General features: G+C 31.1%; 30 protein-coding genes. 10 read left to right on the forward strand and 20 right to left on the reverse strand.

Annotated features, from left to right (window positions below):
• The first annotated feature begins 47 nt into the window (after nt 1–47).
• Together NMSP_RS01110 and kae1 are read left to right on the forward strand one after the other, a co-directional pair.
• Complete coding sequence (locus NMSP_RS01110; protein WP_086907075.1) at nt 48–1235, forward strand: redox-regulated ATPase YchF; 1188 nt, start codon at nt 48–50, stop codon at nt 1233–1235.
• A gap of 1 nt (nt 1236) precedes the next feature.
• Nucleotides 1237–2220: a KEOPS complex N(6)-L-threonylcarbamoyladenine synthase Kae1 gene (gene kae1 / locus NMSP_RS01115; RefSeq protein WP_086907076.1), complete on the forward strand. Its 984-nt coding sequence runs from the start codon at nt 1237–1239 to the stop codon at nt 2218–2220.
• A gap of 6 nt (nt 2221–2226) precedes the next feature.
• Here kae1 and NMSP_RS01120 read toward each other — a convergent pair whose 3' ends face one another.
• Nucleotides 2227–2541, reverse strand: coding sequence for a hypothetical protein (locus NMSP_RS01120; RefSeq protein ID WP_086907077.1), 315 nt, complete (start codon nt 2539–2541; stop codon nt 2227–2229).
• A gap of 36 nt (nt 2542–2577) precedes the next feature.
• Here NMSP_RS01120 and NMSP_RS01125 point away from each other — a divergent pair, with 36 nt between their 5' ends.
• Nucleotides 2578–3198, forward strand: a complete 621-nt coding sequence (locus NMSP_RS01125) for a KEOPS complex kinase/ATPase Bud32 (RefSeq protein WP_086908309.1) — start codon at nt 2578–2580, stop codon at nt 3196–3198.
• Entirely contained in the window at nt 3182–3748 is a 567-nt protein-coding gene (rdgB, locus tag NMSP_RS01130) for an RdgB/HAM1 family non-canonical purine NTP pyrophosphatase (protein WP_086907078.1), read from the forward strand. Before NMSP_RS01125 ends, rdgB begins: the two co-directional genes overlap by 17 nt.
• Here the strand turns inward: rdgB and twy1 are convergent.
• Nucleotides 3708–4739: a 4-demethylwyosine synthase TYW1 gene (gene twy1 / locus NMSP_RS01135; protein WP_086907079.1), complete on the reverse strand. Its 1032-nt coding sequence runs from the start codon at nt 4737–4739 to the stop codon at nt 3708–3710. The two genes, rdgB and twy1, sit on opposite strands and share 41 nt — an antisense overlap.
• A gap of 151 nt (nt 4740–4890) precedes the next feature.
• Here twy1 and NMSP_RS01140 point away from each other — a divergent pair, with 151 nt between their 5' ends.
• The gene (locus tag NMSP_RS01140) at nt 4891–7002 is read left to right on the forward strand and encodes a thrombospondin type 3 repeat-containing protein (protein WP_192866190.1); all 2112 of its coding nucleotides are present in this window, start codon (nt 4891–4893) and stop codon (nt 7000–7002) included.
• Nucleotides 7003–7033: 31 nt separating this feature from the next.
• Nucleotides 7034–7996: a tRNA dihydrouridine synthase DusB gene (gene dusB / locus NMSP_RS01145; protein ID WP_086907081.1), complete on the forward strand. Its 963-nt coding sequence runs from the start codon at nt 7034–7036 to the stop codon at nt 7994–7996.
• Nucleotides 7997–8164: 168 nt separating this feature from the next.
• Here the strand turns inward: dusB and NMSP_RS01150 are convergent, their stop codons facing one another.
• A complete protein-coding gene (locus tag NMSP_RS01150; protein ID WP_086907082.1) occupies nt 8165–8506 on the reverse strand; it encodes a P-II family nitrogen regulator in 342 nt (113 codons plus the stop codon).
• Nucleotides 8507–8618: 112 nt separating this feature from the next.
• Between NMSP_RS01150 and NMSP_RS01155 the strand changes: the two genes are divergently transcribed.
• Nucleotides 8619–8801: a hypothetical protein gene (locus tag NMSP_RS01155; protein WP_086907083.1), complete on the forward strand. Its 183-nt coding sequence runs from the start codon at nt 8619–8621 to the stop codon at nt 8799–8801.
• An 89-nt stretch (nt 8802–8890) separates the two neighbouring features.
• A complete protein-coding gene (locus NMSP_RS01160; protein WP_086907084.1) occupies nt 8891–9568 on the forward strand; it encodes a hypothetical protein in 678 nt (225 codons plus the stop codon).
• On the opposite strand, the gene NMSP_RS01165 is transcribed toward NMSP_RS01160, so the two are convergent.
• The 14 genes from NMSP_RS01165 to NMSP_RS01230 form a co-directional block, all read right to left on the reverse strand.
• The gene (locus NMSP_RS01165; RefSeq protein WP_086907085.1) at nt 9563–10144 is read right to left on the reverse strand and encodes a hypothetical protein; all 582 of its coding nucleotides are present in this window, start codon (nt 10142–10144) and stop codon (nt 9563–9565) included. The two genes, NMSP_RS01160 and NMSP_RS01165, sit on opposite strands and share 6 nt — an antisense overlap.
• A gap of 69 nt (nt 10145–10213) precedes the next feature.
• Nucleotides 10214–10435 carry a hypothetical protein gene (locus NMSP_RS01170; RefSeq protein WP_086908310.1) on the reverse strand — a complete coding sequence of 74 codons (222 nt, stop codon included), beginning with the start codon at nt 10433–10435 and terminating at the stop codon, nt 10214–10216.
• A 7-nt stretch (nt 10436–10442) separates the two neighbouring features.
• Nucleotides 10443–11003 carry a TATA-box-binding protein gene (locus tag NMSP_RS01175; RefSeq protein ID WP_086908311.1) on the reverse strand — a complete coding sequence of 187 codons (561 nt, stop codon included), beginning with the start codon at nt 11001–11003 and terminating at the stop codon, nt 10443–10445.
• A 59-nt stretch (nt 11004–11062) separates the two neighbouring features.
• A complete protein-coding gene (locus NMSP_RS01180; RefSeq protein WP_086907086.1) occupies nt 11063–11518 on the reverse strand; it encodes an ASCH domain-containing protein in 456 nt (151 codons plus the stop codon).
• 27 nt (nt 11519–11545) lie between these two features.
• Nucleotides 11546–13111, reverse strand: a complete 1566-nt coding sequence (locus tag NMSP_RS01185; RefSeq protein WP_086907087.1) for a pyridoxal-phosphate dependent enzyme — start codon at nt 13109–13111, stop codon at nt 11546–11548.
• 85 nt (nt 13112–13196) lie between these two features.
• Complete coding sequence (locus NMSP_RS01190) at nt 13197–14759, reverse strand: VWA domain-containing protein (RefSeq protein ID WP_086907088.1); 1563 nt, start codon at nt 14757–14759, stop codon at nt 13197–13199.
• Complete coding sequence (locus NMSP_RS01195; RefSeq protein ID WP_086907089.1) at nt 14760–15554, reverse strand: AAA family ATPase; 795 nt, start codon at nt 15552–15554, stop codon at nt 14760–14762.
• Between the two features lie 40 nt (nt 15555–15594).
• On the reverse strand, nt 15595–17058 hold the full coding sequence (locus NMSP_RS01200; RefSeq protein WP_086907090.1) for an NAD(P)/FAD-dependent oxidoreductase: 1464 nt from the start codon (nt 17056–17058) through the stop codon (nt 15595–15597).
• A 176-nt stretch (nt 17059–17234) separates the two neighbouring features.
• Nucleotides 17235–17666 (reverse strand): RNA-binding domain-containing protein, encoded by a 432-nt coding sequence (locus NMSP_RS01205; protein ID WP_086907091.1) that lies wholly within the window; start codon nt 17664–17666, stop codon nt 17235–17237.
• A 26-nt stretch (nt 17667–17692) separates the two neighbouring features.
• On the reverse strand, nt 17693–18304 hold the full coding sequence (locus tag NMSP_RS01210; protein WP_086907092.1) for a 30S ribosomal protein S3ae: 612 nt from the start codon (nt 18302–18304) through the stop codon (nt 17693–17695).
• A 40-nt stretch (nt 18305–18344) separates the two neighbouring features.
• Complete coding sequence (serS, locus tag NMSP_RS01215) at nt 18345–19610, reverse strand: serine--tRNA ligase (RefSeq protein WP_086907093.1); 1266 nt, start codon at nt 19608–19610, stop codon at nt 18345–18347.
• The gene (locus NMSP_RS01220; RefSeq protein WP_086907094.1) at nt 19610–19852 is read right to left on the reverse strand and encodes a KEOPS complex subunit Pcc1; all 243 of its coding nucleotides are present in this window, start codon (nt 19850–19852) and stop codon (nt 19610–19612) included. Before NMSP_RS01220 ends, serS begins: the two co-directional genes overlap by 1 nt.
• Nucleotides 19815–21236: a RecJ family nuclease gene (gene recJ / locus NMSP_RS01225; protein WP_086907095.1), complete on the reverse strand. Its 1422-nt coding sequence runs from the start codon at nt 21234–21236 to the stop codon at nt 19815–19817. The genes NMSP_RS01220 and recJ overlap by 38 nt, the downstream gene beginning before the upstream one ends.
• Nucleotides 21236–21685, reverse strand: coding sequence for a 30S ribosomal protein S15 (locus NMSP_RS01230; RefSeq protein WP_086907096.1), 450 nt, complete (start codon nt 21683–21685; stop codon nt 21236–21238). Before NMSP_RS01230 ends, recJ begins: the two co-directional genes overlap by 1 nt.
• A gap of 123 nt (nt 21686–21808) precedes the next feature.
• On the opposite strand from NMSP_RS01230, the gene NMSP_RS01235 reads away from it, so the two are divergent.
• Entirely contained in the window at nt 21809–22141 is a 333-nt protein-coding gene (locus NMSP_RS01235; protein ID WP_086907097.1) for a hypothetical protein, read from the forward strand.
• A gap of 111 nt (nt 22142–22252) precedes the next feature.
• The gene (locus NMSP_RS01240; RefSeq protein ID WP_086907098.1) at nt 22253–22522 is read left to right on the forward strand and encodes a hypothetical protein; all 270 of its coding nucleotides are present in this window, start codon (nt 22253–22255) and stop codon (nt 22520–22522) included.
• Nucleotides 22523–22657: 135 nt separating this feature from the next.
• Here NMSP_RS01240 and NMSP_RS01245 read toward each other — a convergent pair whose 3' ends face one another.
• The 3 genes from NMSP_RS01245 to NMSP_RS01255 all read right to left on the reverse strand — a co-directional run bounded on the left by NMSP_RS01245 (nt 22658) and on the right by NMSP_RS01255 (nt 24202).
• Complete coding sequence (locus NMSP_RS01245) at nt 22658–23185, reverse strand: hypothetical protein (protein ID WP_086908312.1); 528 nt, start codon at nt 23183–23185, stop codon at nt 22658–22660.
• 38 nt (nt 23186–23223) lie between these two features.
• A complete protein-coding gene (locus NMSP_RS01250) occupies nt 23224–23541 on the reverse strand; it encodes a hypothetical protein (protein ID WP_086907099.1) in 318 nt (105 codons plus the stop codon).
• Between the two features lie 91 nt (nt 23542–23632).
• Nucleotides 23633–24202 (reverse strand): methane monooxygenase/ammonia monooxygenase subunit B, encoded by a 570-nt coding sequence (locus tag NMSP_RS01255; RefSeq protein ID WP_086907100.1) that lies wholly within the window; start codon nt 24200–24202, stop codon nt 23633–23635.
• Nucleotides 24203–24393 lie beyond the last annotated feature (191 nt).

The following is a 24393-nucleotide window of genomic DNA, read 5'->3' on the forward strand; positions in this document are numbered from 1 at the left end:
AAACGATTTCTGCAATACTAATAAGTACAATTACATTTTTCTGGGTAATGCAAATAGGATTACTTGGTAAAGCAAATGTTGGAAAATCAACATTTTTTTCTGCTGCAACTGAAACTGATGTTGCTTCTGGTAATTTCCCATTTACAACAATTGAACCAAATGTTGGTGTGGCATATGTTCAATCAGACTGTGCTTGCAAACATTTTGATCTAAAACATGAAAATGAATTATGTGTTAATGGTACTAGATTGATTCCAATAAAGTTGATTGATGTTGCTGGATTGGTACCAGGTGCACATGAAGGAAAAGGTTTGGGAAATCAATTCCTCGATGATGCAAGACAAGCTGAAGTTTTAATTCATGTTGTTGATATTGCAGGTACTACAGATATCCAAGGTCAATCAATACCTGTTGGAACTCATGATCCTTTGGAAGATGTTGCTTTTGTTCAAGATGAATTTGATCAATGGTTTATTGATATTCTAAAAAGAGAATGGGATAAAATAACTCGTGAAGTGGACCAAAAACGTGCAAAACTTACTGATGGAATTGCAAAAAGATTCAGTGGTTTGGGAATAAAGGATTACCAAGTGCAACAAGTCTTACAAAAACAGGATCTTATCACTATAAATCCAAAAGAATGGAATGATTCCAATATAGAAAATTTTGTTAAAGAACTAAGGAAAAATACTAAACCAATGATAATTGCTGCAAATAAGGCAGATCTTTGTAAAGATCTTGATATTATGAAAAAAATTTCTGATACTGTAATTCCTTGTAGTGCTGAAACTGAATTACTATTAAGAAAAGCCACTAAAGCTGGAATAATTAATTATAATTCTGGTGACAAAGGATTTAAAATTAATTCTGAAAAAGAAATTCCTGCTCCACAACAAAAAGCACTTGATCTAGTTAATACAATTTTTTCTAAAATTGAATCAACTGGAATACAAAAAATTCTAAATACTGCAGTTTTTGATTCATTAAATTTGATTACAGTCTATCCTGTAGAAGATGAAACTAAACTTACTAACAAGGATGGAGTAATTCTACCTGATACAAAATTACTTCCACAAGATTCAACAGCTAAAGATTTAGCAATCTTAATTCATGCTGATATAGCAAAAGGATTTTTGCATGCAATAGATTGTAAAACTAAACAAAGAATCAGTGGTGAACAAAAACTAAAACATGGTGACGTAATCAAAATTGTATCAACATTAAGTCGTGGATAGTATGATTGGTTTAGGAATTGAAAGTACTGCACATACATTTTCTTGTGCAATAATTGAAAAAAAAGGAAAAAAAGGTAAAATTTTATCTGATGTTAGAAAAATTTTTCGACCAGAAGCTGGTCAAGGAATTCATCCACGAGAGGCTTCTCGTCATCATATTGAAAATAGTCCTATAGTATTATCAGAGTGTTTAAACGAAGCAAATGTTTCTGTAAAAGATTTAGATATTATTTCATATGCTGCAGGACCTGGATTAGGACCATGCCTTAGAGTCGGTGCTGTAGTGGCTAGATCTCTATCTTCATTTTACAAAATTCCAATTTATCCAGTAAATCATGCAATTGGCCATATTGAATTAGGAAAATTACTTACAGGAGCAAATGATCCTTTGGTTTTGCTAGTTTCAGGAGGACATACAATGCTTCTATCATTTCTAAACAAACAATGGAGAGTTTTTGGTGAAACATTAGATATTACATTGGGTCAATTACTTGATCAATTTGGCAGATCAATAGGTTTTGCTTCCCCCTGTGGAAAAAATATTGAAGAATTAGCTTCAACATCAACAAACTATGTTTCATTGCCATATTCTGTTAAGGGAAATGATGTATCTTTTTCTGGATTATTATCAGCTACAAAACCTATTTCAGAAAAAAGTAAAATTGACGCTTGTTATTCTCTTCAAGAAACAGCATTTGCTATGATTAGTGAAACAGTGGAACGTGCATTATCATTTACATCCAAAAAAGAATTAATGATTGTAGGTGGAGTTGCTGCAAACAAAAGATTGTCTGAAATGTTAAAGGATGTATGTAAAAGACACGGAGCTAAATTTTTTGTTGTACCATTAAAATATGCTGGAGATTGTGGAAGTCAAATTTGTTGGACAGGACTTTTAGAATCACAAGTTAAAAAAAGTGCTACATTAAAGGACACATTTGTAACTCAGTCTTGGAGATTAGATTCTGTTATAGTAAATTATTGAAAATAATTACTCTTTCATTGTTTGTTCTATTGACTTTACCCATGATTTTGTATTAAAAACTCCAAATTTGTAAGTCTGTTCCCCTTCATTTGTTTTCGCAGTAAAACAAACTTTTTTTATGAATAGGCCTTCTTTCCAAATTTTAATTACATTTTCTAACGGAACATCCAGTACTGTATCACCCATACGTTTTGTAAAGTCCATTATTCTTGCTTGTGTTTTATCAAATGCCAATCTTTTATTTGTCAATGTGAGAATTCCAGGACCTAGCTTATCTTCGCTACAATCCTCTTGTTTCACTCTGTTTTCTCCATCTTCCATGATAACTTTTATTGAATTCTTTTGGATATAATGTTAATGAAATTAATTAAAAAGGGTGCTGAGGCTGATATTTACACAGGCACTTGGAAAAATTCTAAATCTCTTTTTAAAATTAGAAAAATTAAAACTTATAGAAATAGTTCATTGGATTCAAAAATACGTAGGCAACGAACAATTAAAGAATCACAAATGCTTTCGCAAGTGAAATCATTTGGAATTCCATCACCTCTTGTTTATTTTGTAAATTTGGAAAAAAGTATGATTGTAATGCAAGAGATTCCTGGAAAACCTGTTCATGATTTACCTGAGTCAAAAATTATTGTAATTTGTAAACAAATTGGAAAATTAGTTGGACTTTTACATAAAAATGGAGTAATGCACGGAGATTTAACAACATCCAATTTCATTTTGTTTAAAAATATTATCTACATGATTGATTTTGGACTTTCTCAAAATACTATAAAACCAGAAGACCATGCGGTTGATTTAAGATTGATTAAAGAAATTCTTAACAGCGCTCATGCAAAAATCATGGAATCCTCTTGGAAAAATTTCCTCATTGGATACAAATCTGTAGTTGGAATGCCTTATCAGACTAAAATTGTAAAATTAGTTTCAGAAATTGAGAGTCGTGGTAGGTATGCACAAGTTGTCTAATTTGTTGTTTGTATCGTCTAATATTCATAAATTCAAAGAAGCTAGAGAAATTTTAGACTCATTTGGAATAACAACTAAATTTTTTAAATTAACTTTAGAGGAAATCCAGTCAAACTCAATCAAACAAATTGCAACAAAAAAAGCACAAGATGCATTTTCAAAATGTAATGCCCCTCTAATTATTGAAGACGATGGGTTGCATATTGATTCTTTAGATGGATTTCCAGGACCCTATTCTTCTTACGTCCAAAAAACTATTGGTAACAAAGGAATTTTGAATTTGTTAAAAACATCCAGAGATGCAAAATTTATTTCAACCATTACTTATTGTGATAAAAATAATTTGAAATCTTTTGAAGGGAAACTTTATGGAACTATCTCTAAGCTAGAAAAAGGCCAAGGTTGGGGATTTGACCCAATTTTTATTCCAAAAAATCAAAAGAAGACGTATGGTGAATTAATTGACAAAAATAATATTTCACACAGATACAAAGCACTGAAAAAATTTTCTAATTGGTATTTGCATACGCTGAAATATAACGATCAATAAATCTCTCATTATTTTGTAAAATTGAGATTCTTGAAACAAGACTTTCATCCATAATTGAAAATATTTTACTTTGTTTAGCTATTTCTTCACTGAATTTTTTTACTTCTGGCATTTCTAACATATTTTCATGTTCAAGTCTATTAGTTGAACGACCAATATGCATGTAAGATTTTATTTCAATAAAATGTGGACTAGCTTTTCTAAACATATTTGCAAATGCTGGTATCATTTCTTTTTGATCATTATAATTTCGAATTAATGTAATTCTTAAAACAGTTCGTGTATCTAGATCTTTTAACATATCTAATGTTCTGTTCCATCTTTCCCATGAATCATCATATTTTGGTTTGTTAATTTTTATAAATGATTCATAATCTGCTGCATTTGTAGATAAATACAATTGTGTTGGTAATGCATCTTCATCTTGTAGTTTTTGAATCATATCTGGTTCTTGTCCATTTGTTACAAGAAAAATTGATTTTGTAGCTTCTAATGATTTTAGATATTTAATCAATTCCGGTAATTTTGGATACATTGTTGGTTCTCCAGACAATGAAATTGCATAATGTGTTGGTAACAATGATTCATCTAATCTTTGATTATCATTTCTTGAATCTCCATAAAATCCATCAATCAGTTTTTTTCTTTCACCCATTAATTTTCTTAAAATTTGTTCTGGTTCTGCAACTTGTTCTGGTTCCATTTTCATTGCATCATAAAATTCCATTGGCCTCCAACAATAAACACATCTATTTTCACAGTACATTCCAGCTGGTGAAAATTCCATACATCTATGAGTTAAAATTCCATAAAATTGATGTTTATAGCAACTTCCTTCATGTTTGAATGATTTTTTTGTCCAATGGCATAATTCAACGGTAGAGTGGTCTGCAACCCCATATTTTGCTTTTTTGAGTTGTGCAGCAATGGCTGGTTTTATTTGAATGAGGTTTTCTTGATCATTTTCTACTACTTCTCCAGAACAACTCATATCATGTCTTGTAATTTGATTTACTTAAATTCATTTAGAATATTATATAGAAAAAGTAGTACATTTAACGAAACTAAAGTGTAATTTAATAACTGGAATTACTGAATAAAAGCGTAAATTGAAAGTTAAATATGCTCTAATGCTTTTGTTCATGCTTGGCTCCACACTAAGTATTTCGATTTCTCCAGTTTTAGCAGCTACTGAGATTGATATTGATAATGACGGTGTTTTAGATGATGTTGATAATTGTCCTCGATTACAAGAAGATTATTTTGGTGAAATAGATGGTTGTCCATCTAAAAATCTAAATTGGGTAGATTCTGATTCTGATTCAATTCCTGATAATGTAGATCAATGTATTTTATCTCAAGAAACTTTTAATGGATTTGAAGATACAGATGGCTGTCCTGATAATATTTCTTCAGAATTAATTTTTGATCAAGATTCTGATTCAATTCCTGATATGCAAGATAATTGCCCATTAGTTTCTGAAACTTTTAATGGATTTGAAGATACAGACGGCTGTCCAGACACACTTGCAATTGATTCTGATTCTGATGGAGTTCAAGACTTTTTAGATAATTGTCCTTCAACTCTTGAAACTTGGAATGGCTTTGCAGATTTTGATGGGTGTCCTGATGAAATAATTAATCCTGATTCTGACTTTGATGGAATTTTAGATGTAAATGATCAATGTGTTAATGAACGTGAAAGAGTAAATGGATTCCAAGACGATGACGGTTGTCCAGATATTTCTCCAGATAATATGGCACTTGATACTGATTTAGATGGAATAAGAGATACAATAGATCTTTGCCCATATCAAAAAGAAACTTTTAACAACATTCAAGATACCGACGGCTGTCCTGATGAACGTTCCACTGAATTATTTATTGATAACTTGATGAAAGATTCAGATGGTGATGGAATTTTAGATGCAATTGATAAATGCATTTCATTACCTGAAACTTTTAACGACTTCCAAGATCGTGATGGTTGTCCGGAATTTTATGCTGATTATGATACTGATTTTGATGGAATTTTAGATAGTGCTGATAATTGTCCATTAGTACAAGAAACTTTTAACAATTTCCAAGACGATGACGGCTGTCCTGATGACGTATTTTCTGAAATTATTATTTATGATTCTGATTATGATGGTATCTTAGATAATGTAGACAAATGCATTTCATTACCTGAAACTTTTAACAATTTCCAAGACGATGACGGCTGTCCTGACTTTGTTTCACAAACTGATTCTGATTATGATTCTATTCTTGATGTCTTTGATAGTTGTAAATATGCAGTAGAAACTTACAACGGATTCCAAGACGATGACGGCTGTCCTGATACACTGTATGATCAACAATTCTCAAATGATTCTGATGGCGATGGAATTATAGACAATCTTGACCTTTGTCCTAATTCCCCTGAAAATTATAATCGATTCTTAGACGATGACGGCTGTCCTGACGATCCAATTATGAGTGATTTTGATCAAGATGGAATTTCTAATTCAGTAGATCTTTGTCCAAGTATATCTGAAACTTACAACGGATTCCAAGACGATGACGGCTGTCCAGATTCTGTTGATACAATAGAATTATTCACATATCAATTACCTGATGTTGATAATGATGGTGTTGATGATAGATGGGATCAATGTCCAGAAAAATCTGAAAACTATAATGGCTTTGCTGATAATGACGGCTGTCCAGACACAATTGGATTTTCAATTCCTGTTGATGCTTCTATGATTGACTCTGACGATGATGCAATCCCAGATGGAATAGATCTATGTCCTACAGCACCTGAAAGATACAATGGCTACTTTGATACTGACGGCTGTCCTGATAATGTTGATGTTAATTCATCAACTGATACTGATTTTGATGGATTTATTGATACATTAGATGTTTGTAAATATGAAAAAGAAGTTTACAATAATTTTGAAGACGATGACGGCTGTCCAGACACAGTACCAGGTGATTATTCTGCTATTTCCCCGAAATACCAATCATTAGATGTTGATAATGATGGTGTTGATGATAGATGGGATCAATGCCTTAATGAACGTGAAAATTTTAATGGATTTTTAGATTTTGACGGCTGTCCGGATGTTTTTGGTGCAGAATCTACTATTGTTCCAATAACTGATTCAGATTTAGATGGATATGATGATGAATTTGATTCCTGTCCTTCAGAACCAGAAACTTGGAATAAATACAAAGATACCGACGGCTGTCCAGATTCACTTCCTTAAATAATTAATATCTCTAAAAATTAATTTTCTTATGTTACCCAAATTTTCAAGTAAAGCATTTTTGGCTCCAATGGCAGGAGTTAGTGATCCTGCACTTAGATTACAATGCAAAAAAATGGGTGCAGGTCTTGTCGTTACAGAATTTACTAGTATTCATAGTATTATTGCAAAAGAAAAACAACTCAAGGAACATATGCAAAGTATTACAGAATTTATTGAATATTCTGAACAAGAACGACCTTTATCTGTGCAATTATTTGGCTCAGATCTAGATGCATTAGAAAAAGCTGCTAAAATTGTTGAACCCTATTTTGATATAATTGATTACAATATGGGTTGCCCAGCACCTCATATTACACAACAGATGGCAGGAGGAGCTTTATTACAACAATCCAATCTTACCGAACAAATATTCAAAACTCTCGTTAATGCTGTAAAAAAACCTGTAACATTAAAAATTCGTTCAGGAGTTACTGATGCAAGTCGTTATTTGTTTAAAGATATTGCTGAAATTGCTGAAGATGAAGGAATTGAAATGATTACATTTCATCCACGTACAGTGAATCAAGGATATTCTGGAAATGCAGATTGGGAACTAATTAAAGAACTAAAAGAAATTTCAAATATTCCAATTGTTGGAAATGGTGATATTACTACTCCTGAGGATGCAAAAAAAATGATTGATGAAACAAATTGTGATTATGTTATGGTTGGCCGTGGCGCAATGGGTAATCCATTTTTATTTGAACAAATCAATGATTATCTTAAAACTAATTCTTATCAGGAATATTCTTTTAATGATAGATTGGATTCTTTCTTTGACTACCTACATTTAACAAGTAAATACAAAATTAAATTTGCAAATCTTAAGGGTCAAGCAATGCGTTTCACTAAAGGTATGAAGGGCGGTTCAAAAATTCGTTCAAAAATTACATTTGCAACAAATATTGAAGAATTAGAAAAAATTATGAAAGATGCATATCTGATATCTTAATCAAATTTATTCCTGAACAAATTGTGCTCAAATCATATCATGTGTTTTTATAGTTAAATTATGATAAATAATATCCCTTCAAAAATATGTCCTCCAAAAGGATAACGACCTGAGAGGGTTTGTGACCTCTCAGCAGATAATTTTCATTTAATTTTATATTTTTAATAATTAAAGAGCTTCAGAATTTTCTTTCTTTGTTCCAATATTGAAAACACTATCGATATTGCTAATTGCAATTATACCATCTGTATTTTCACCTGTATATGCTTCTTCTTCAATAATCTTGCATACTTTTTCTACAATTGCATCATCTACAATTGTACTGATTATTGCAACTTTGTTGTATTCTGCAGTAATTGTTTTTGTTCCTCTCTCTGATCTAATGTTTTGTCTTTTTCCTGAACCTCTCCCATTTCCTTCTAAAATCGTAAATCCTTCCACAATACCAGTAATTGCATCTGAAATCATCTTAATTTTATTTATTTGAATAGTTGCTTCAATCTTTTTCATTAATCTTATACCGTAATAGGATCAAAATATACCCTTTTTTTATATTCTAACAAATTTTTATTGGTTATTATGCAATCCCATTTTCTTTTTAATATAAGGTGAAATAATAATTATGAAAAGTGATGAGAAAAGGTCTCACAGACTAAATTATCTGTTAAAATGTTATTTGAGTAATCCCGAAGAGACTGAGATTTATCGTAGAGCTAAACAAATGGGTGTTACTGATTCTACTGCTAAGGATTACATTCGAACTGTTATTATCCAAGCCCAGAAAACACACACAAAGAATTTTTAAATTATATATAAAAAATAATCATTTACTAACAAATCTCTAGAAATCTTAAACAAGCTATTCATAAATAATGAATGTGAGGAAAAATTAACATGAGTGATATGCTGCTTGATGATGTAAATTCATTATTGGATGGGGATTTTGGTGATGATCGAATACTCAAGCAAATTGCTCGAGCCTGTAAAAATAATGAAGTAATTAGTAATTATGAACGAAATTATGTTCAAAAACTAGCAGAACAACATTTAGGTAAAAAGCCATTAACTAATAAAAAACCTGAAACGATTACGCCTGAAATACCTAGAATTGAAATCCCAAAACCTGAACCTCTTGTGACAACACAACTATCTCAACCTAACAATCATTCAAAATCAAAAAACCCCAAATTATTTTTAGGGTTTGGAGGCATTGCAGTAGTGATAATTATTGCAACTGCATTTTTACTTTCTAATGATGTTAACCCATCTGAATCAAATATCACATCTGAAATTAAAATAGAATTATCTGTTCAAACTGATTTATCGTCATATGCTAAGTCTGATTTGATTTCTATTAATGGTGTTTCTCAAAATTCTAATATTGTAAATTTATCAATTTTAAATCAAAACAATGATCTTGTGTGGGCTGAACAAGTTTCTGTAAAATCAGATGGGAGATATTCAACATTAGCTATAGCTGATGGTGAGGGATGGGAAAATTCTGGTACCTATAATATTAAAGTTGAAGATGGAACAGAAATCAAATCTATAAAATTCACATTTAACTCATAACTTTTCAAATTCTTTCCAATGTGTATCTATGAGTGCTCGTAATTCTTCTACACTAATCTCTTCCATATATTCACGATAAACTATGAATTTATTTTGTTTATTTGAATTTTCACCAAAAACATCTGTAGTATTTTTTGGAATTATGTTATTTGACCATTGATTCATTTCAAAAATCCATATTGATGAATCTGGATTAGAAAAATCAATATCATCACATCCTATAATATACAAATAACATTTTGTAGATTGATTTAATTTTTCATAGAGTTTTTCATAAGCTATTATTTGTCCTTGTGGAATGTTGATTTTATCATTATGAAATCCTTTGAATTCTAAAATTATAAAACTCCCTTTATGTTCAATTAACCAATCAATATCTGTCCCTCCAGAGGCTAACATTCCATGTACAATTATCTCTCCTAATACCTCTCTGCCGCGAGTAAATTCTGATTCATCAAAAATTTGATATTTTGCTTTAGAACTTTTACGAAAACCTTTTTCGTGTGAATTTTGTGCCTGATTTGATACTTTTTTCTCATATATTATATCGATAATATCATTTGTTTCATCTGTCATTGTTTTATTTTTTTTTAATCTGTGATAAAATATCTTGTAAAATTTTCTACAGTTAACTATTTTCCTATTTCATCTTGAACAAAATTCATTATTTTGATCTTTATACAGTATGAAATATTCATCTTGAATTTTCCTATCTTTTTTTGCAGTTAGTGCATCTTGATACATATCAAAATGCTCAACTATGTATAATTGATTTCCTGGATTTTCAAAATAATCAATTCCAACTAAATTAAATCCTGTTTCTGGAGTCATCTTAATTTTTTCTTTTTCAAATTTATTATTAGACATTTTTTCATTAATCATAAATCATTAAATTTTTTTCTTCTAATAATGAATGTAAATTATGTACTGATCTATACACTTCTGTTTCTTTTTTAGCTCCTGTACAAACAAGTTTTCCTGATGCAAAAACTAACATGACTGTTTTTGGGTCGAGCATTCTGTGAATCAAACCCGGGAATTGTTCTGGTTCGTACATGCTTCTTGGAAGTGTTCTTGCAGATTTTTCTAAATGAATTTTACCTCCAAGACTAATTGATGAAACAATATTTTGTATAGAAATTATGGCATCCTTTTTAATTTTGATCTTTGCTTTTCTTAACTTTTGAACAACTGTGTTTACAGCTGCAATTGCTAATTCTTCTGATTTAGCTCCAGTACATACCATTTTACCTGTTCTAAAAATTAGAGTTGCTGTTTTTGGTTTTGTTAATCTAAAAACTAATCCCGGAAATTGTTCTGGATTATATTCTGTTTCTGGAAATTTTTTTGTAATCTCGTTTAAGTCCATTTTTTGATCAACTGATGCTGATGCAACTACATTTACTACGCTGACAATTGGTTTTGTTTGTGGCATGCGTGGTTGTTTATATACTTCCTTATATATACTAGTGACGTTTTCTAAAGTTTTTTTCTTTAGTGATGGCCAACCCATTGATATGTAAACTCCTCTTCAATCATATCGTTTACAATTTTATTTTCTTTAATTTTTATTTTAGGTAATTCTGTATCAAAAAATTTCAATTTGCCTTTACATGCAATTGGAATTCTAAATGGTTTAGCATTTTTTAAAATAAAACCATATGTTGTTTTTTGAAAACTTTGTGAAGAAAAGTGTTTATTTTTATCAATTCTAATTTCTTTTAATGATTCATATTTTTTTACATCAAATAGTTCTGCTTTACCTATGATTGCACCTGTTACAAACTCTTCATTAATTTTTAATCTTTTACAATCCTCTTTTCTAATTTTAATTGGAGCATGTATTAAGAAAATCCCACGAAAATTAGTATTCCATTTTCTTAACTCTATTGTTTTCTTATTTTGTATAATTAAATTTGCAAACGGTTGACAAATTGAAAGACATTTCATACTTGTTTTTAATATGATTTTTAATAGTTAAAATTGTGATGCTTGTTTAACTAATTCTGAAAGTTGACTATTTCTAGCTTCAGGAAGTTCTGTAATTCCTCCAATTAAACTGTCTGTAACAATTCCTTTTTCAGCTAATACATTTGCTGCCATTAGAGATGTTCGTCCTGCCATACAAACCATGAGGGATTTGCCTTTAGATTCTTGAATTGAATTATTTATCTCATCAGGAATTCCTTGTCCAGATAATAGTTGTTGTGCGGTTCGAGCATTTGGAATTACAATTTTACTTTTATCTATACCTAAAGATTTTGCAAGTAATTCTATTCCTCCTTCTTGAGGGGTATATTGAGTGTGTATCCAAATTACTTTATCATACTCTGATGAATTTGAGGCTACTTCCTCTTGTGATACTTGTCCTGGTGGTTGAATTTTTCCAATTTTTTCTAAATTCTTTCTATATTTTTCTATTCCATCACAAATCATTACTACAAACTTTTTTCCTTTATTTGCACTAACTAGTTGTAAAGTTGCGTATAATTCCAATGCACTACTTTCTCCAATATCGTGTCCTTTTTCAACAAAAAATTTCAAAAGTGGCTTTGCTTTTTCAAAATCTACTTCATATTCTCCGGCATATTTTTCTGGTTGATAATATTTCAGACCATCTGCGTTGTTATGTGTTCTAATTCCAGCAACGTCTTGACCGCCTGGAGGGAATATTACGTGAACTCCTTTTTTGTTATATTTTTCTGAAATGTATCTACTTAATCCACCTGATGTTCCACCTGTTCCAAACGTGCATAGAATATTAAATTCATCTAAAGAATTTCCATCTTGTTGTAATTGCTGATCTATTTCAGCTCCAGTAATTGTTCTATGTGCATTTACATTCAAATCATTATCGTATTGTTCTGGACAAAAACAATTGTATTTTTTTGCAAGCAATTTTGCTAAATTGATTATGTCTTGTTTACCTAACAGTGCTTCTATCTCTGTAATTGAATTATCAAATATACTAGGATCAAATCCTAACTGTGTTAATTGTGAACGAACATTTGCAGCTGTTGCTTTTGCAACCAATTCATCCTTTTTGCCTTCCATTCCAGGGGCTGGACAAATATCCATTTCCAAATCCATAATTTTGATACCCATATTTCTTAATTCATGAAAAACACCTTCTTGTAATTTTCTTGAAACAATTGTGACAACTTGTAACCCAAGTTTTGATAGCATTCCTAATGCAATTCCGAAATTACCTGACGTTGCTTCAATTACTGTCTGACCACTCTTTATTTTTCCAGTACTGATTGCTTCGTGAATAATATTTGCAGCAGGTCTCACTTTGATTGAACCTGTAAGTAATGTGGAATCTAATTTTCCATAAACTTGTAATTCAGAATCAGAAATATCCAAATTGTAAATTTTTTTGGCACATTCTTTAAAATCTGCTGTAATATCTACCAAAGGAGTTGCATTAACGATTTTTCCACCTTCTTGATTATTTTCTAAGTGGGGTACTTTATTCCAAATTTCTGATTCAAATCGCTCAAGAAGAACTTTGTCAACAGCATTGTCCTGATTTTGATCCAATTTCTCTCAATTTTTTAAATTTTAGAAGGTCATATAAAATATCTGATAGATTTTATGGACTTATTTGATATTTTTACTTCTTGAATTACACATCTAGTAGGTTGATTACTTTATTTGGAATGTCTTTTAGTCTACTTACTGCCATTGTTTTATCATATCCTAAATGTTTGAGATTATTTGCAATAGTTGTGGCTCTTACAGTATTTGGACCTAATCCTAAAGCTACCATAGTGATTCCTATTCCTTTAAGTGATTTTGTCATTTTTCTAACTGCATTAGAATCTGATGGCTCCCCATCTGTTAATGTCAAAAAAATATTTGGCTGTTTTGCTTGAAGTGTTGAAAACATCTTGTCATAAACTTCTGCTAATGGTGTAGAACCATTTGCAACAATTTGTGCCAATCTTTTAGCAGTAATGTTATTCCATTTCATGTTCTCTTCTTTAACAGACCAACAAACTACTGATCTATTTTCAGTACTAAATGCATATACTGCAAATTTTACTCTAAGAAATGCTAAAACTTCACATAATGCAATTGTTGCTTTCTTATATTCAACTGCATCAGATGAAATGCTTGATGAATGATCTAATAAAATTATAATTTTTGTTTTAATTGATTTTTTAATATCTGTAAAAAATGGTTCATTTCCCTCAATAAAATTTTCATCATCAAATTCATCTCCTGATCTTAGATGCTGTTCCTTCCAGCCTGTTTTCCATTCTTTAAATTTCATTTTTAATCCATTTATCAAACTCATATCATAGATTATTGTTTCATCAATATTTTTTGTTGATGGAATTTGTATTCCTACTGATTCTGTCGTTAGTCCTTTGTTTTCATTTTTTTCATTTTCTTCAATCAACACTTTGTATTCGTCATAAACATTATCTCCTTTTACGACTGAAGAGGTATCTATTGCACCAAAATCACCTTCTTTGTTTTTTGCAATAATTTTTAAAACTTTTTTTAATTCTTCTTCCGATAATGCCATACCTGCTTTCATAAATGCCACTGATATTGGAATCGTTAACAACGAATCAATATCTAAAATTTTGATTATTTCAGCTACATTTTTTTCAATCCAACTAGTCTTTTGATTATTTTCAATTGACTCAATTACAATTTTTTTTGCAAATGTTGTTGCTTTTTTGATTTTTTCAAAATGACTTTCTTGTAACTCTCCTTTAATTGCACCAAACATGAAATATTGATAAAATGCTTCTACCATTCTGGCTTTTCCATAAACTGTGTGCAGTTGTGGTCTTGAAACAAGCATATATGAATAATTGAAAATTATTTCTTCATCCATTCCCCTCCAAATTTTTCTTCCTAGCTGTTCTACTCTTTTTGTTTCCATTGTATTTAGTATAAATCCAAAAGCATGATCATCACTCAAAATTTTTTCAGAATATTTTATCTTCATTGCTTCATACCATGATGATGTTCTAAATTGCCTGTATTTCTGAAAATTATTTCCTATTCGTTTTTCTAATGGTGTCAAAATGACTTTTTTTTCTTTTAATCTTGTTTTTGTTTGTATGTTGTCTGAAATTTCAATTATGACATTTTCTTTTTCAGACCATCGTCGAATTAGAAAAGTTGCTATTTCTAATAAAGAATCATTTTGTAATTGAATTGATTGCATTTAATTTCCAAACATTGAGGTAATGATGTCGCTTACTTTTTGATATTCAATATTTCCCCATTGTGTATACACATTTCCAAAAACAATGTTTGCAGCTTCTTTAGGTGACATTTGTTTATCTAATAATTTTGCAAATGCAATAGTTTCTCTCAAACTTGGTGAGTAAAACAATTCTTCAACTGCTGCAGCTTGTCTTAATGTATTTGCCAATTTAATGGCCTGGATGATTTCTGAATCATGATTTCCTGAAATATGTTCTTTAACAATTTCTAATTCTACTTCTTCAGGTGGATATTCTAATCTTATTCGAACTGGAAATCTACTTAGAATTTGCGGCGGAAGTTCTTTTGTTCCACTATGTGTTAATGGATTAATGGTTGCAATCACAAACCAATTTTCTTTTGCTTTGATAACTTCTCCAGCTGCTTCTTTTAATACAATTTGTCTTCTGTCATCTAATGCTTCATCTAATCTAAGTAAAACATCTGCTTCAGCAGCATTAATTTCATCCAAATATAATACATCTCCATTTCTCATTGATTTAATCAATATACCTTCATCAAAACTGACTGTTCCATCTGTTAGTGTTTTTGTACCAATCAAATGACTTTCTCTAGTTCTTAAACTAAAATTAATTGATTCAGAATTAATATTATTTTTTTCTGTAAAATTTCTAACTAGTGAAGTTTTTCCTGTACCTTTTGGTCCAATAACTAGAACAAATAGCCCAGCCTCATACGCTTTTTTGATTATATCACTAGATTTGTTCCAATCAAGATATTGAATTTCTTCCAAGGCTTTTTTTCCTTAATTCTAACAATATTTAATGTTGGATCTATTTTCCAAATGCTTCAATTTTAGCAAATGATGCATCCAATCTTTGATGTAATGACTTGTTCCATTCATCAAATCCTGATGGATCTTTTGGATAATTATTGTAATGTTCAACTAACCATTGATTTTCTGAAGATGTGTACTTTAGTCCCTTTGCAACTGTTTGATTTAGTGCTCCTCTAATTATCATTCCAACTTTCCCTAATCCTGAAAAGTCTGGATGCTCTCCTTTACTAATTGCTTCAACATCCAAATTTCCCAAAAAGTGTTTCATACCATAGCTGATTTGTTCATTATTCATTTGTTGCACTAATCTTCTAAAAAGTTCTAGACCTGCTGTTTTGTATCCGTACTCTTTAATGAAATCTAAATTATATTGCCATAGTGATGCTTCAGATGTATCATTTGCTTGTAATGCTTCAGCTACATTTTTCCCAAGAATTGTTCCTGCAATTAATGCTGGTCCAATTCCTCCTGCATCAATTGGTTTTGGCATCCATGCAGCATCTCCAACCATCATGTATCCTCCTGATACCATACATTCGTTTTGTCTTCTAACTGAAACTTGGAAAATTCCAGAGTGATTATTTCCTAAAGTATCTGTAGGATCTTCTGAAAGCTTTGCATTTGTAATTGCTGTATTTCTTTGAAGATATTCTTTCATTAATGATTCGACATTATCTTTTTTGCCTAATCTTTTGTTTCTTTTATCTAAAAATGCTTTTTCAACACCTAAACCAATGTTGACTTTAGTTTCTGATTTTGGAAATACCCATCCATATCCACCTGGTGCAATATCTTGATCTAAATGAATAATACAATAATCTGGATCAAATTCTGTAAGATCTTTTTGGCCTGGCTCGAAATCCATTATGTATCTTCCAGTTATTTCTAAATCTTCAATGTTGATTTTCTTTTCAACTTTGGTTGAGTTCTTTAGTCCATTTCTTAGAATAGATGTTACACCTGTTGCATCAATAACTAGTTTTGATGTTTTTTTGTAAGGCTGTTTTGTTTTGTTATCTATTCCTTCAATTCCAATAACTTGTTGACCATCATAAATTAAACCTGTTAAACCAATTTCAAATTCAAATTCAATTCCCATTTTTTTACATCTTTCATTTTGAATTCTTGGTAATTCTGTACGATTCAACATGAATCCATCTCCGTCAAATGGAATTGCTGTTTCTCTGTCTGGTGAAAATGCCATTACCCCTTTAACATCATGTTCAATCTCAGGATTTGTCCATTGAACTTTGATTCTTTCTGACATGAAATCTACTGCCTCTTTTGAACATGCATCTCCACACACCCATCCTGCTAGTCCTTTTCTACCTGGTAGAGTTTCTGGATTTCGGTCAACTACAAGAATTTTTAGATTTTGATTAGAATAATGTGAAATGGACTGTGCTGTAATTGTGCCTGCTAGTCCTCCTCCTGCTATAATTACGTCGTAATCTGCCATGATATCATGACTTGTTCATCCGTATTTATAATAAACCATGTTATACAAATGAAATTTCTTTTATGATTATTTGATTAATTTGGGGTCGGTTCGTCGCGGCGTCTTCAAGGCGTTAGCTCAGACTGGAGCGGCTGTTATTTCCTCATTCCCAAATTGGATAATCGATCTATTCCTATTTAATTTAGATGACTCTGAAATAATTCTGAAAAAACATCACGAGTATTTTTTTTGTTATATACTGGAGTATGAATTTTAATTTTTATTGTATCTTTTTGGCTGAAAACTAATTTACCTTGAACCAATTCTTGCTTATCTAATCTCAAATGAAATTTTGAATCTTCAGTTCTTTCTTCAATCTCTTCAATTAATTGACTTATTTGACTAATTGATAGTATCTCCAAAAATTTTTTCATAAATGCTTTGGATTGTTTTTTTACAAGTTTTGTATTTACCATTGTGATGGGATTTTCAAAATAGCCAGTAGTTTCTGTCTTGTTGAAAATTTCTTCTTCGATATCAAATATTTCATTAAAAGGTTGTAATATTTTTGTCATATCTTCTGTTGCATGAACAATGACATCAATTGTAATTTCTAACTTATTACTCATAATTGTAAATAGATAATTCTAATTACTTATGCTTCTAGTAATTTAGTTTCTTTATCTGCAGTTCTGATTAATTTGACTTTTTCAAGACCTACATGTCTAACTTTGATAACTCGTTTGAATGCAGCCATGAGATCTGAATTGATTTTACTGTAAACTGTGGCTTGTACAAATTGATCAATTGTCATTTCTGGAACTGTATTGTTAATAATGTCTCTAGCAATAATTCTTAGTGCATGTTTTCTAGATGTATTTAATGCTCTGTAAGTTAAAGCAATTATCTTAATTCTGAAAACATATCCGTCTTTTGTTTTAATGTCAATAATGAAATTAATTTTTGATGAACCTCTTCTAACTAAACTTCGCAAAAACTCTTTTGAATATTCAAATCTCTTGAAAATTGTTGAAGCTTTCTCTCCATCTACTTTATCAATTTGGAAATAGATTTTGTATTGATGTTGAGAAGGATCCCCCTTAAGAATATCAAATAATGTGACTTCGATTACTCTACCTGAAGCATTTTCATCATCTGTAATTGGAACATATGCTAGTGGGACATTGTTAAATGAATCTGGAGCATTAACATTTACCCAACGTTTTTCTCTCCACTTGTCCTTAATTCGACCTTTTCTACGTGCCAATTCTTAACGAGCCTTGAATCCAAAATATAAGGGTATGTCACTAGATCTCTTTCTGATTGCCCATATATCCTTGTAATACTTCAGGGATCCGAATATGACCATCTTTTGTTTGAAAATTTTCCATTATAGCTACGAGCACTCTAGTTGTAGCAATTAATGTACTATTGAGAGTATGGATGTATTGTGTATCCTCATTTGTTTTATCTCTAAATCTAATTTTTAATCTCCTTGCTTGATATTCTAAACAATTTGAACATGAAACAATTTCTCTGTATGCATTTTGTCCTGCCATCCATGCTTCAATATCATAAGTTTTTGCTGAAATGTTGCCTGTATCTCCAGTAGACAATAACATGACTCTATATGGAATTTCTAATTTTTGATAAAATTCCTCTGCAATTGATAATAATTTTTCATGCTCCTTCCAGGAATCTTCTGGTTTTGAAAAAACAAATTGTTCAATTTTATCAAATTGATGTACTCGGAAAATTCCTTTTTGATCTCTACCATGTGCTCCTGCTTCTTTTCTAAAACAAGGACTTATTCCTGCATATTTTTTTGGAATGTCTTTGCCTTCGATAATTTCTTTTGAATGCATTGCTGCCATTGCATGTTCAGAAGTTCCAATCATGTACAAATCTTGATTATCAATTTTGTAAATTACTTCTTCAAAATCGTCTGCAATTACTGCTCCTTCCATTGACTCTCGATTAATCATATATGGAGGTTGAACAATAGAATATCCTTTTTCTCTAAGAAAATCTAATCCAAAATTAATTAATGCTTGATTCAATCTAACTAAATCATTTTTTAAATAATAAAATCTTGCACCCGCTACTTTTGCAGCTCTTTCTAAATCCACTAAGTCTAAACCTTCAGAAATATCTATGTGATCCTTTATTTTAAAATCAAATTTTGGAATATTGCCCCATTTCTTTATTTCTTTATTTGACTCTTCATCTTTTCCTACTGGAACTGACTCATGGATGAGGTTTGGAATTGATGCTGCTAATTTTAAATATTTTTTTTCAATATCATTTTGGTCAACTTCTAATTTACTGAGTTCTTCTGAAATATTTTTCATCTCTGCTAAAATTGAAGAAATATCTTCCCCTCTCTTCTTTTTTTCTGAAATATTTAATGCAACTTGGTTTTTCTTTTTTCTCAATTCATCAGTTTTAATGATAAATTCTCGTCTTTTTTGATCTGAATCAATTAATCCTTCCAGATCAAAATCTACTGATCTTACTTTTAGCATATCTTTGATAACTTGAGATTTTTCTTTGATTAGTTTGGGATCTAACATTATTCAATCACCTTTAATGCAACTTGGATATGTTCTAATACTTCATCTACTGTGCCTACTAATTGTTTCATGTTTTCTTTACTCTTAAAATTAAAAATTAGTTTACTATCAACATTTTCAACATAAAGACTCAATCCTTTTGGAAAATTTACATTATCTGGCTCTAAGGCCTTTTTGACTGCACCAGCCTTTTTTTTTGATATGTTATTCAGAATTACTTGTACTTGACACGTTAACGACATTTACATCTAAATATTTCAAAAATTCGTCCAATTTGTCTTTAGTTATTTTTGCACCTGCTGCACTATCGTGGCCTCCCCCAATACCATCAAATTTCTTAGCTCCATTTTTCATCAAATCACTAAGATTAATGTTTGATTTACATCCAAATGATTTTCTTGATGAAAATTTTATTGTATTTTCTTCTGCTCTAGTTCTGAGAATGATTACTTTTCCAGCATTTTTTGGTGATCCTGCAATTAATGATGATATGCTACCTGTCATCGTTTCTGGAACAATATCTTCGCCATTAACCATCACACAATTTTCACTTTCAGAAATTCGCCATCGCTCATTTGATAAAACATTCATGTATTCTTTAATCATTTTTCTATAATCTGTTAGAATTTTTTCTCCTTCTGTTAGAATCTTATTTCTATCTCCCATACAAATTGCCATTCCGACTCCTGAGCGATTAATCCTTCCACATGAATTTAGCATTGTTGAATATTCTCTACCGTCTCTAAGAAAACTTCTTTTGTCTTCTCTTGGAAATGTGTATGTATACCCAATTAATTCAGATTTTAATTCTATTGTGTTTTTTTCTGAAGAGAAATTTGCAATAGTTTCTATTAATTTTTTTTTCTCATCATCATCAAGTTCTGATGGAACCCTCCATCTCCCTTCTTCTTTTAATTCAATACCCGATGATTTTAGAAGTGAAAAACATGCTTCTTTATTCCATGTTAATCCTTCGATAAATGGCTGTGATGTAAATGCTAAGGCTTCTGCCAAAGGTCTAGTTTCTCTTCCAACCAGTAACAAATCTAGATCTATTTCAACTAGACCTAATTCTTTAGCAATATTGGCAATTTCAAAATTTTTTCCTGTAAATGATTTATTTTCACCCTGATCTTGTCTGTCTCCTAAGGCTGAAACTACTGCAATTTCTGATAAATCTGAATTCTTTTCATTTAGTGCCATTGCAGCAAAATATGCCATTCCGCCAGCACAAATTTCTGAACCTCCGTCAATTCCATACTTCCAGGAATTAATGATATTTTCATTTTCTTTTTCTTCATCTGAAATTTGATGATGATCTAAAATCATCCAATTCTCTCCTATTGTTTGATTCAATTCATTTCCAAAACCTCCTCCTAAATCTGTTATAATGTGAAAATCTCTTGAATCTGTTTTAAATGACTGAACCACATTTTTACTAAATTCTTTGGATGTTCTAATTGTACATTTTGCTCCTTCTCTGATTAACGCTTTTGTGATTATACTTCCAGATGTTAATCCATCACAATCGTTGTGTGTTGTTATTGAAATTGATTTATTGGATTTAATACAATCTGAAACTTTGTCTTTGAATAATGATAATGATTCTTCAAACACTTTTGTCATTACTCTAATTGAGCAACCACTGATTTATACTTCCATGTTTTTGGAATTCTTTCGATTCTTTTGTAATATACCGACAATCTGTGAACCTTGGCTTCAATTAATTCTAAGGATCTAACATTTCTATTATCTCCTTTGTTTTCTTTAAGGTGTTTTTGAAGTCCTACAGCTTTGTTAACGATATTTTCCAAGTCTTCAGGCATTTCTGGTTTCAAATCATTCTCTTCAAGAATTTGACCAATACTCTTTTTTGTAATTGGTTTGATTAATGGAATTGAATGTTGATCTCTTAATTTAATTCCAATTTGACTAGGAGTTAAACCATCTTTAGCATATTTTACGACTAAGGCTTCAATTTCAGCAGGTGTTAAAGTGATCCATGATGGTGCACGTAACGTTGCTGGTCTGATTGAATGTGACTTTCCATGTCTATGAGTATGCATTCGTCCCATGGCTTGGCTCTATTAAGAGTAGAATTAAACGTTACTTTTGCTGATCTCGCAATATAGTAGCAAAAATGACTCTTAGAATAAAAGTTAAATAAGTCTCTGGCTGGAAAACGACAGGTAAAAGGTATGAATACAAAAATACTATTAGCAGCATCCTTAATCGCTGTCTTCACTATCGGACTCTCTGCACAAAGTTCTGTTGCATTTGCACAGTACATGGGCAATGTCGGTAGCGAAGGACAAACCGGATCATATACTTTAGAAGAAGCACTTGAGATTCAAACTCGAAGAGTTGCTTCTGCTGATGCAAATCCAGCAGCTGGATCAGGAACCCCATACATTAGTGCAGATGGTGTTGTTGGTGCAGCAGTAATTGCAGGTGCAGTATTCGGTGGTATTGCAGGAGCTTTCTTCTTGAAAGGAAGATCTGGCAAATACGCAGCAATGGGCAGAGGATAAAACAAACCTCACTTTTCCTTTTCATTTTATTATTCTCTCTTAGTGATACTGATCTCGTACTTTGTAACAATAAAAGAAATGTATATATCGCAGAAATAGTGCAAAAATGTTATGATTCCTATCGTAGGTACTTTCCTAAGTATCCTGTCAACACTTACAGGACAATTAGGACCAAACTATGATCCATTATTCTATGATGTAATGATTTACATCTTCGGAACCATCATGTTCACAGTATTCCTTCTTGGAGTAATCTCATTTTGGTTGCGTGTACACGGATGGGCTTACAAAGACAACCGTGAGAGATGGGTTGATGAATTAGACAGACACTTTGAAAGAGAAGGTATCGGTCTTATTCCAGACAACGGTAAATATTGGTAAAATTACCACCTTTCATCTTTTCATTATTTTTAATATCTTCAAGTTAGTTCATCCAATTAATTTCAGCTTTAGAAATTAGTTGTATTGACGTCTAAAATTATTTTGAATATTTTACTAAGTCTAAATTCAATAGATTCAGTTTTCTGGTAGTGGTGGCAAGAAGTCTTTATCTTTTGATGTATCATAATTCTTTGAAGTAAATACTGCTTTGTAATGATACTTGTCTTGTAATGGTGTTTTAAGACCGTTTTCGGCTAATCTATCATTTACATAAATTTCAGTTTTTGACTCTTCCATATCTCTGATTTGAAATTTGGAAATATATAGGAAATGACCTAATTCAAAATTAGGGTTTTCTACCCATTCAGCATAAACTGTTCCGTCATTAGATAATGTGTAAATTGCCCTTTGACACTCATCTGTAATTCCTATATTTGGTTGAACTTCTGCTTTTTGACCATCCATAATCATTTCAAAAGTAAATGATATTTTCCAATCAGTATCCATATCTTGTATACATGCATTATGTGCTTGTTGGGCTATCATTGGATTTACTCCTACAGTTGTAAGTAATACTGCAATACCCCCTACTGCAGCACTAATCAGAAGAAATTTGATTGCTTTTTTCCTTTTGTATGGATCTCCAGTACCTGGCCAAATCATTGTCAATATTTTACTTGGATTCCTTAAAGTCCTTTCTTTTACTCATACATTACTTCAATTGTATCTAATTGGTCTTGATGATCTGCAAGAAAAAATGCAATCTCATTTGAGTCTATTTCTAACCATTCTGATTCTCCTTTGTATGGAAGAAAATCTTCTACAAATAGAACTCCTTCAGGTCCTGAAACTCTGACAATGATTCTATCTTTTTTTGATTCTATTGGAAATGGTAGTTTTAGGACTTTGCCTCTTCTTTCATTTTGAATATTTATTTTGTAAATATCTGAACGAAATTCAACTTCACCAAAAAAATAACTTTGATTGAGATTTAATTTGATGATTTTAAAATCTAACATTTTTTTTCTATTGGTTTATTGTAAATAAAAAGTTCATGATGGTTTAACGCAAAGCGTAAGGAGTATCTATAAAATGAAAAAGTGGGTTATTTTAGATAACTTGCCAAGGTCTAGTTGCAAACGTAATAACATATCCGACACCAATTATGATTGATTGGTATGCGATGTTGGTATATGGAATTGGTTTGATAATTGGTTCACCTTCTACGACAACAGTTTGACCTGGACCAAGTCCTGGACCAACTTTAGCTACGTTGAGTTGGGTGTGTACGTGGTATACACCTGCTTCAAGTGCTTTTGCAGACAATGAGTATTCGATAACTGAGTTACCTGGAATGTCAAAGACGTTTCCTGGTGGGTCTCTTGCTAACATTTCCCATCTGTTACCTGCGTTGGTTGACTCTGAGAAAATGGATAACCATCCTCTAAGGTCTCTTTCTACGAGACTGACTAATGTTCCTTGAAGTGTCAAGGTTTCGCCAGTTTGTAGGGATTGTCTATTGAAGGTTTCATCTTCTATTCTGATGAAACGACTTTGGAGTTGTGCTTGGACACCGTGTGCATCTGCAGTTGGCATTATAGACTCAACCCAGTTGAATCCTAATGTTCCTAGTGCAAGTACTACAGCTAGTCCTAATACGATAATCTTTTGTTCGACCATATTATATCCCTATTATTGGAGAGGTAGATTTCATCGTTATATGTTTTACCTTCTTGACGAGGATCGACATTATTTCAATGATAATCATTGATGTTATACAATGAATTTAATGAATAAACGATAAAATTTCTAGTAAAAATAACCTATCAAAAATAATTTATTTCAAATTAATCAATAAAAAATTATATTTA

The sequence above is a fragment of the Candidatus Nitrosomarinus catalina genome, assembly GCF_002156965.1.
Taxonomy (GTDB): domain Archaea; phylum Thermoproteota; class Nitrososphaeria; order Nitrososphaerales; family Nitrosopumilaceae; genus Nitrosopumilus; species Nitrosopumilus catalinensis.

What these genes read in the sequence shown, in the direction of transcription:
- NMSP_RS01120 (WP_086907077.1), bottom strand. Translation starts at nt 2,541, where the DNA reads ATGGAAGATGGAGAAAACAGAGTGAAACAAGAGGATTGTAGCGAAGAT.
- NMSP_RS01160 (WP_086907084.1), top strand. Translation starts at nt 8,891, where the DNA reads ATGAGTGATATGCTGCTTGATGATGTAAATTCATTATTGGATGGGGAT.
- NMSP_RS01240 (WP_086907098.1), top strand. Translation starts at nt 22,253, where the DNA reads ATGATTCCTATCGTAGGTACTTTCCTAAGTATCCTGTCAACACTTACA.
- NMSP_RS01180 (WP_086907086.1), bottom strand. Translation starts at nt 11,518, where the DNA reads ATGAAATGTCTTTCAATTTGTCAACCGTTTGCAAATTTAATTATACAA.
- NMSP_RS01150 (WP_086907082.1), bottom strand. Translation starts at nt 8,506, where the DNA reads ATGAAAAAGATTGAAGCAACTATTCAAATAAATAAAATTAAGATGATT.
- rdgB (WP_086907078.1), top strand. Translation starts at nt 3,182, where the DNA reads ATGCACAAGTTGTCTAATTTGTTGTTTGTATCGTCTAATATTCATAAA.
- NMSP_RS01140 (WP_192866190.1), top strand. Translation starts at nt 4,891, where the DNA reads ATGCTTGGCTCCACACTAAGTATTTCGATTTCTCCAGTTTTAGCAGCT.
- NMSP_RS01165 (WP_086907085.1), bottom strand. Translation starts at nt 10,144, where the DNA reads ATGACAGATGAAACAAATGATATTATCGATATAATATATGAGAAAAAA.
- twy1 (WP_086907079.1), bottom strand. Translation starts at nt 4,739, where the DNA reads ATGAGTTGTTCTGGAGAAGTAGTAGAAAATGATCAAGAAAACCTCATT.
- NMSP_RS01170 (WP_086908310.1), bottom strand. Translation starts at nt 10,435, where the DNA reads ATGTCTAATAATAAATTTGAAAAAGAAAAAATTAAGATGACTCCAGAA.
- NMSP_RS01230 (WP_086907096.1), bottom strand. Translation starts at nt 21,685, where the DNA reads ATGGGACGAATGCATACTCATAGACATGGAAAGTCACATTCAATCAGA.
- dusB (WP_086907081.1), top strand. Translation starts at nt 7,034, where the DNA reads ATGTTACCCAAATTTTCAAGTAAAGCATTTTTGGCTCCAATGGCAGGA.
- kae1 (WP_086907076.1), top strand. Translation starts at nt 1,237, where the DNA reads ATGATTGGTTTAGGAATTGAAAGTACTGCACATACATTTTCTTGTGCA.
- NMSP_RS01200 (WP_086907090.1), bottom strand. Translation starts at nt 17,058, where the DNA reads ATGGCAGATTACGACGTAATTATAGCAGGAGGAGGACTAGCAGGCACA.
- NMSP_RS01220 (WP_086907094.1), bottom strand. Translation starts at nt 19,852, where the DNA reads ATGTCGTTAACGTGTCAAGTACAAGTAATTCTGAATAACATATCAAAA.
- NMSP_RS01175 (WP_086908311.1), bottom strand. Translation starts at nt 11,003, where the DNA reads ATGCCACAAACAAAACCAATTGTCAGCGTAGTAAATGTAGTTGCATCA.
- NMSP_RS01155 (WP_086907083.1), top strand. Translation starts at nt 8,619, where the DNA reads ATGAAAAGTGATGAGAAAAGGTCTCACAGACTAAATTATCTGTTAAAA.
- NMSP_RS01255 (WP_086907100.1), bottom strand. Translation starts at nt 24,202, where the DNA reads ATGGTCGAACAAAAGATTATCGTATTAGGACTAGCTGTAGTACTTGCA.
- recJ (WP_086907095.1), bottom strand. Translation starts at nt 21,236, where the DNA reads ATGACAAAAGTGTTTGAAGAATCATTATCATTATTCAAAGACAAAGTT.
- NMSP_RS01250 (WP_086907099.1), bottom strand. Translation starts at nt 23,541, where the DNA reads ATGTTAGATTTTAAAATCATCAAATTAAATCTCAATCAAAGTTATTTT.
- NMSP_RS01205 (WP_086907091.1), bottom strand. Translation starts at nt 17,666, where the DNA reads ATGAGTAATAAGTTAGAAATTACAATTGATGTCATTGTTCATGCAACA.
- NMSP_RS01190 (WP_086907088.1), bottom strand. Translation starts at nt 14,759, where the DNA reads ATGCAATCAATTCAATTACAAAATGATTCTTTATTAGAAATAGCAACT.
- NMSP_RS01235 (WP_086907097.1), top strand. Translation starts at nt 21,809, where the DNA reads ATGAATACAAAAATACTATTAGCAGCATCCTTAATCGCTGTCTTCACT.
- NMSP_RS01125 (WP_086908309.1), top strand. Translation starts at nt 2,578, where the DNA reads ATGAAATTAATTAAAAAGGGTGCTGAGGCTGATATTTACACAGGCACT.
- NMSP_RS01245 (WP_086908312.1), bottom strand. Translation starts at nt 23,185, where the DNA reads ATGATTTGGCCAGGTACTGGAGATCCATACAAAAGGAAAAAAGCAATC.
- NMSP_RS01110 (WP_086907075.1), top strand. Translation starts at nt 48, where the DNA reads ATGCAAATAGGATTACTTGGTAAAGCAAATGTTGGAAAATCAACATTT.
- serS (WP_086907093.1), bottom strand. Translation starts at nt 19,610, where the DNA reads ATGTTAGATCCCAAACTAATCAAAGAAAAATCTCAAGTTATCAAAGAT.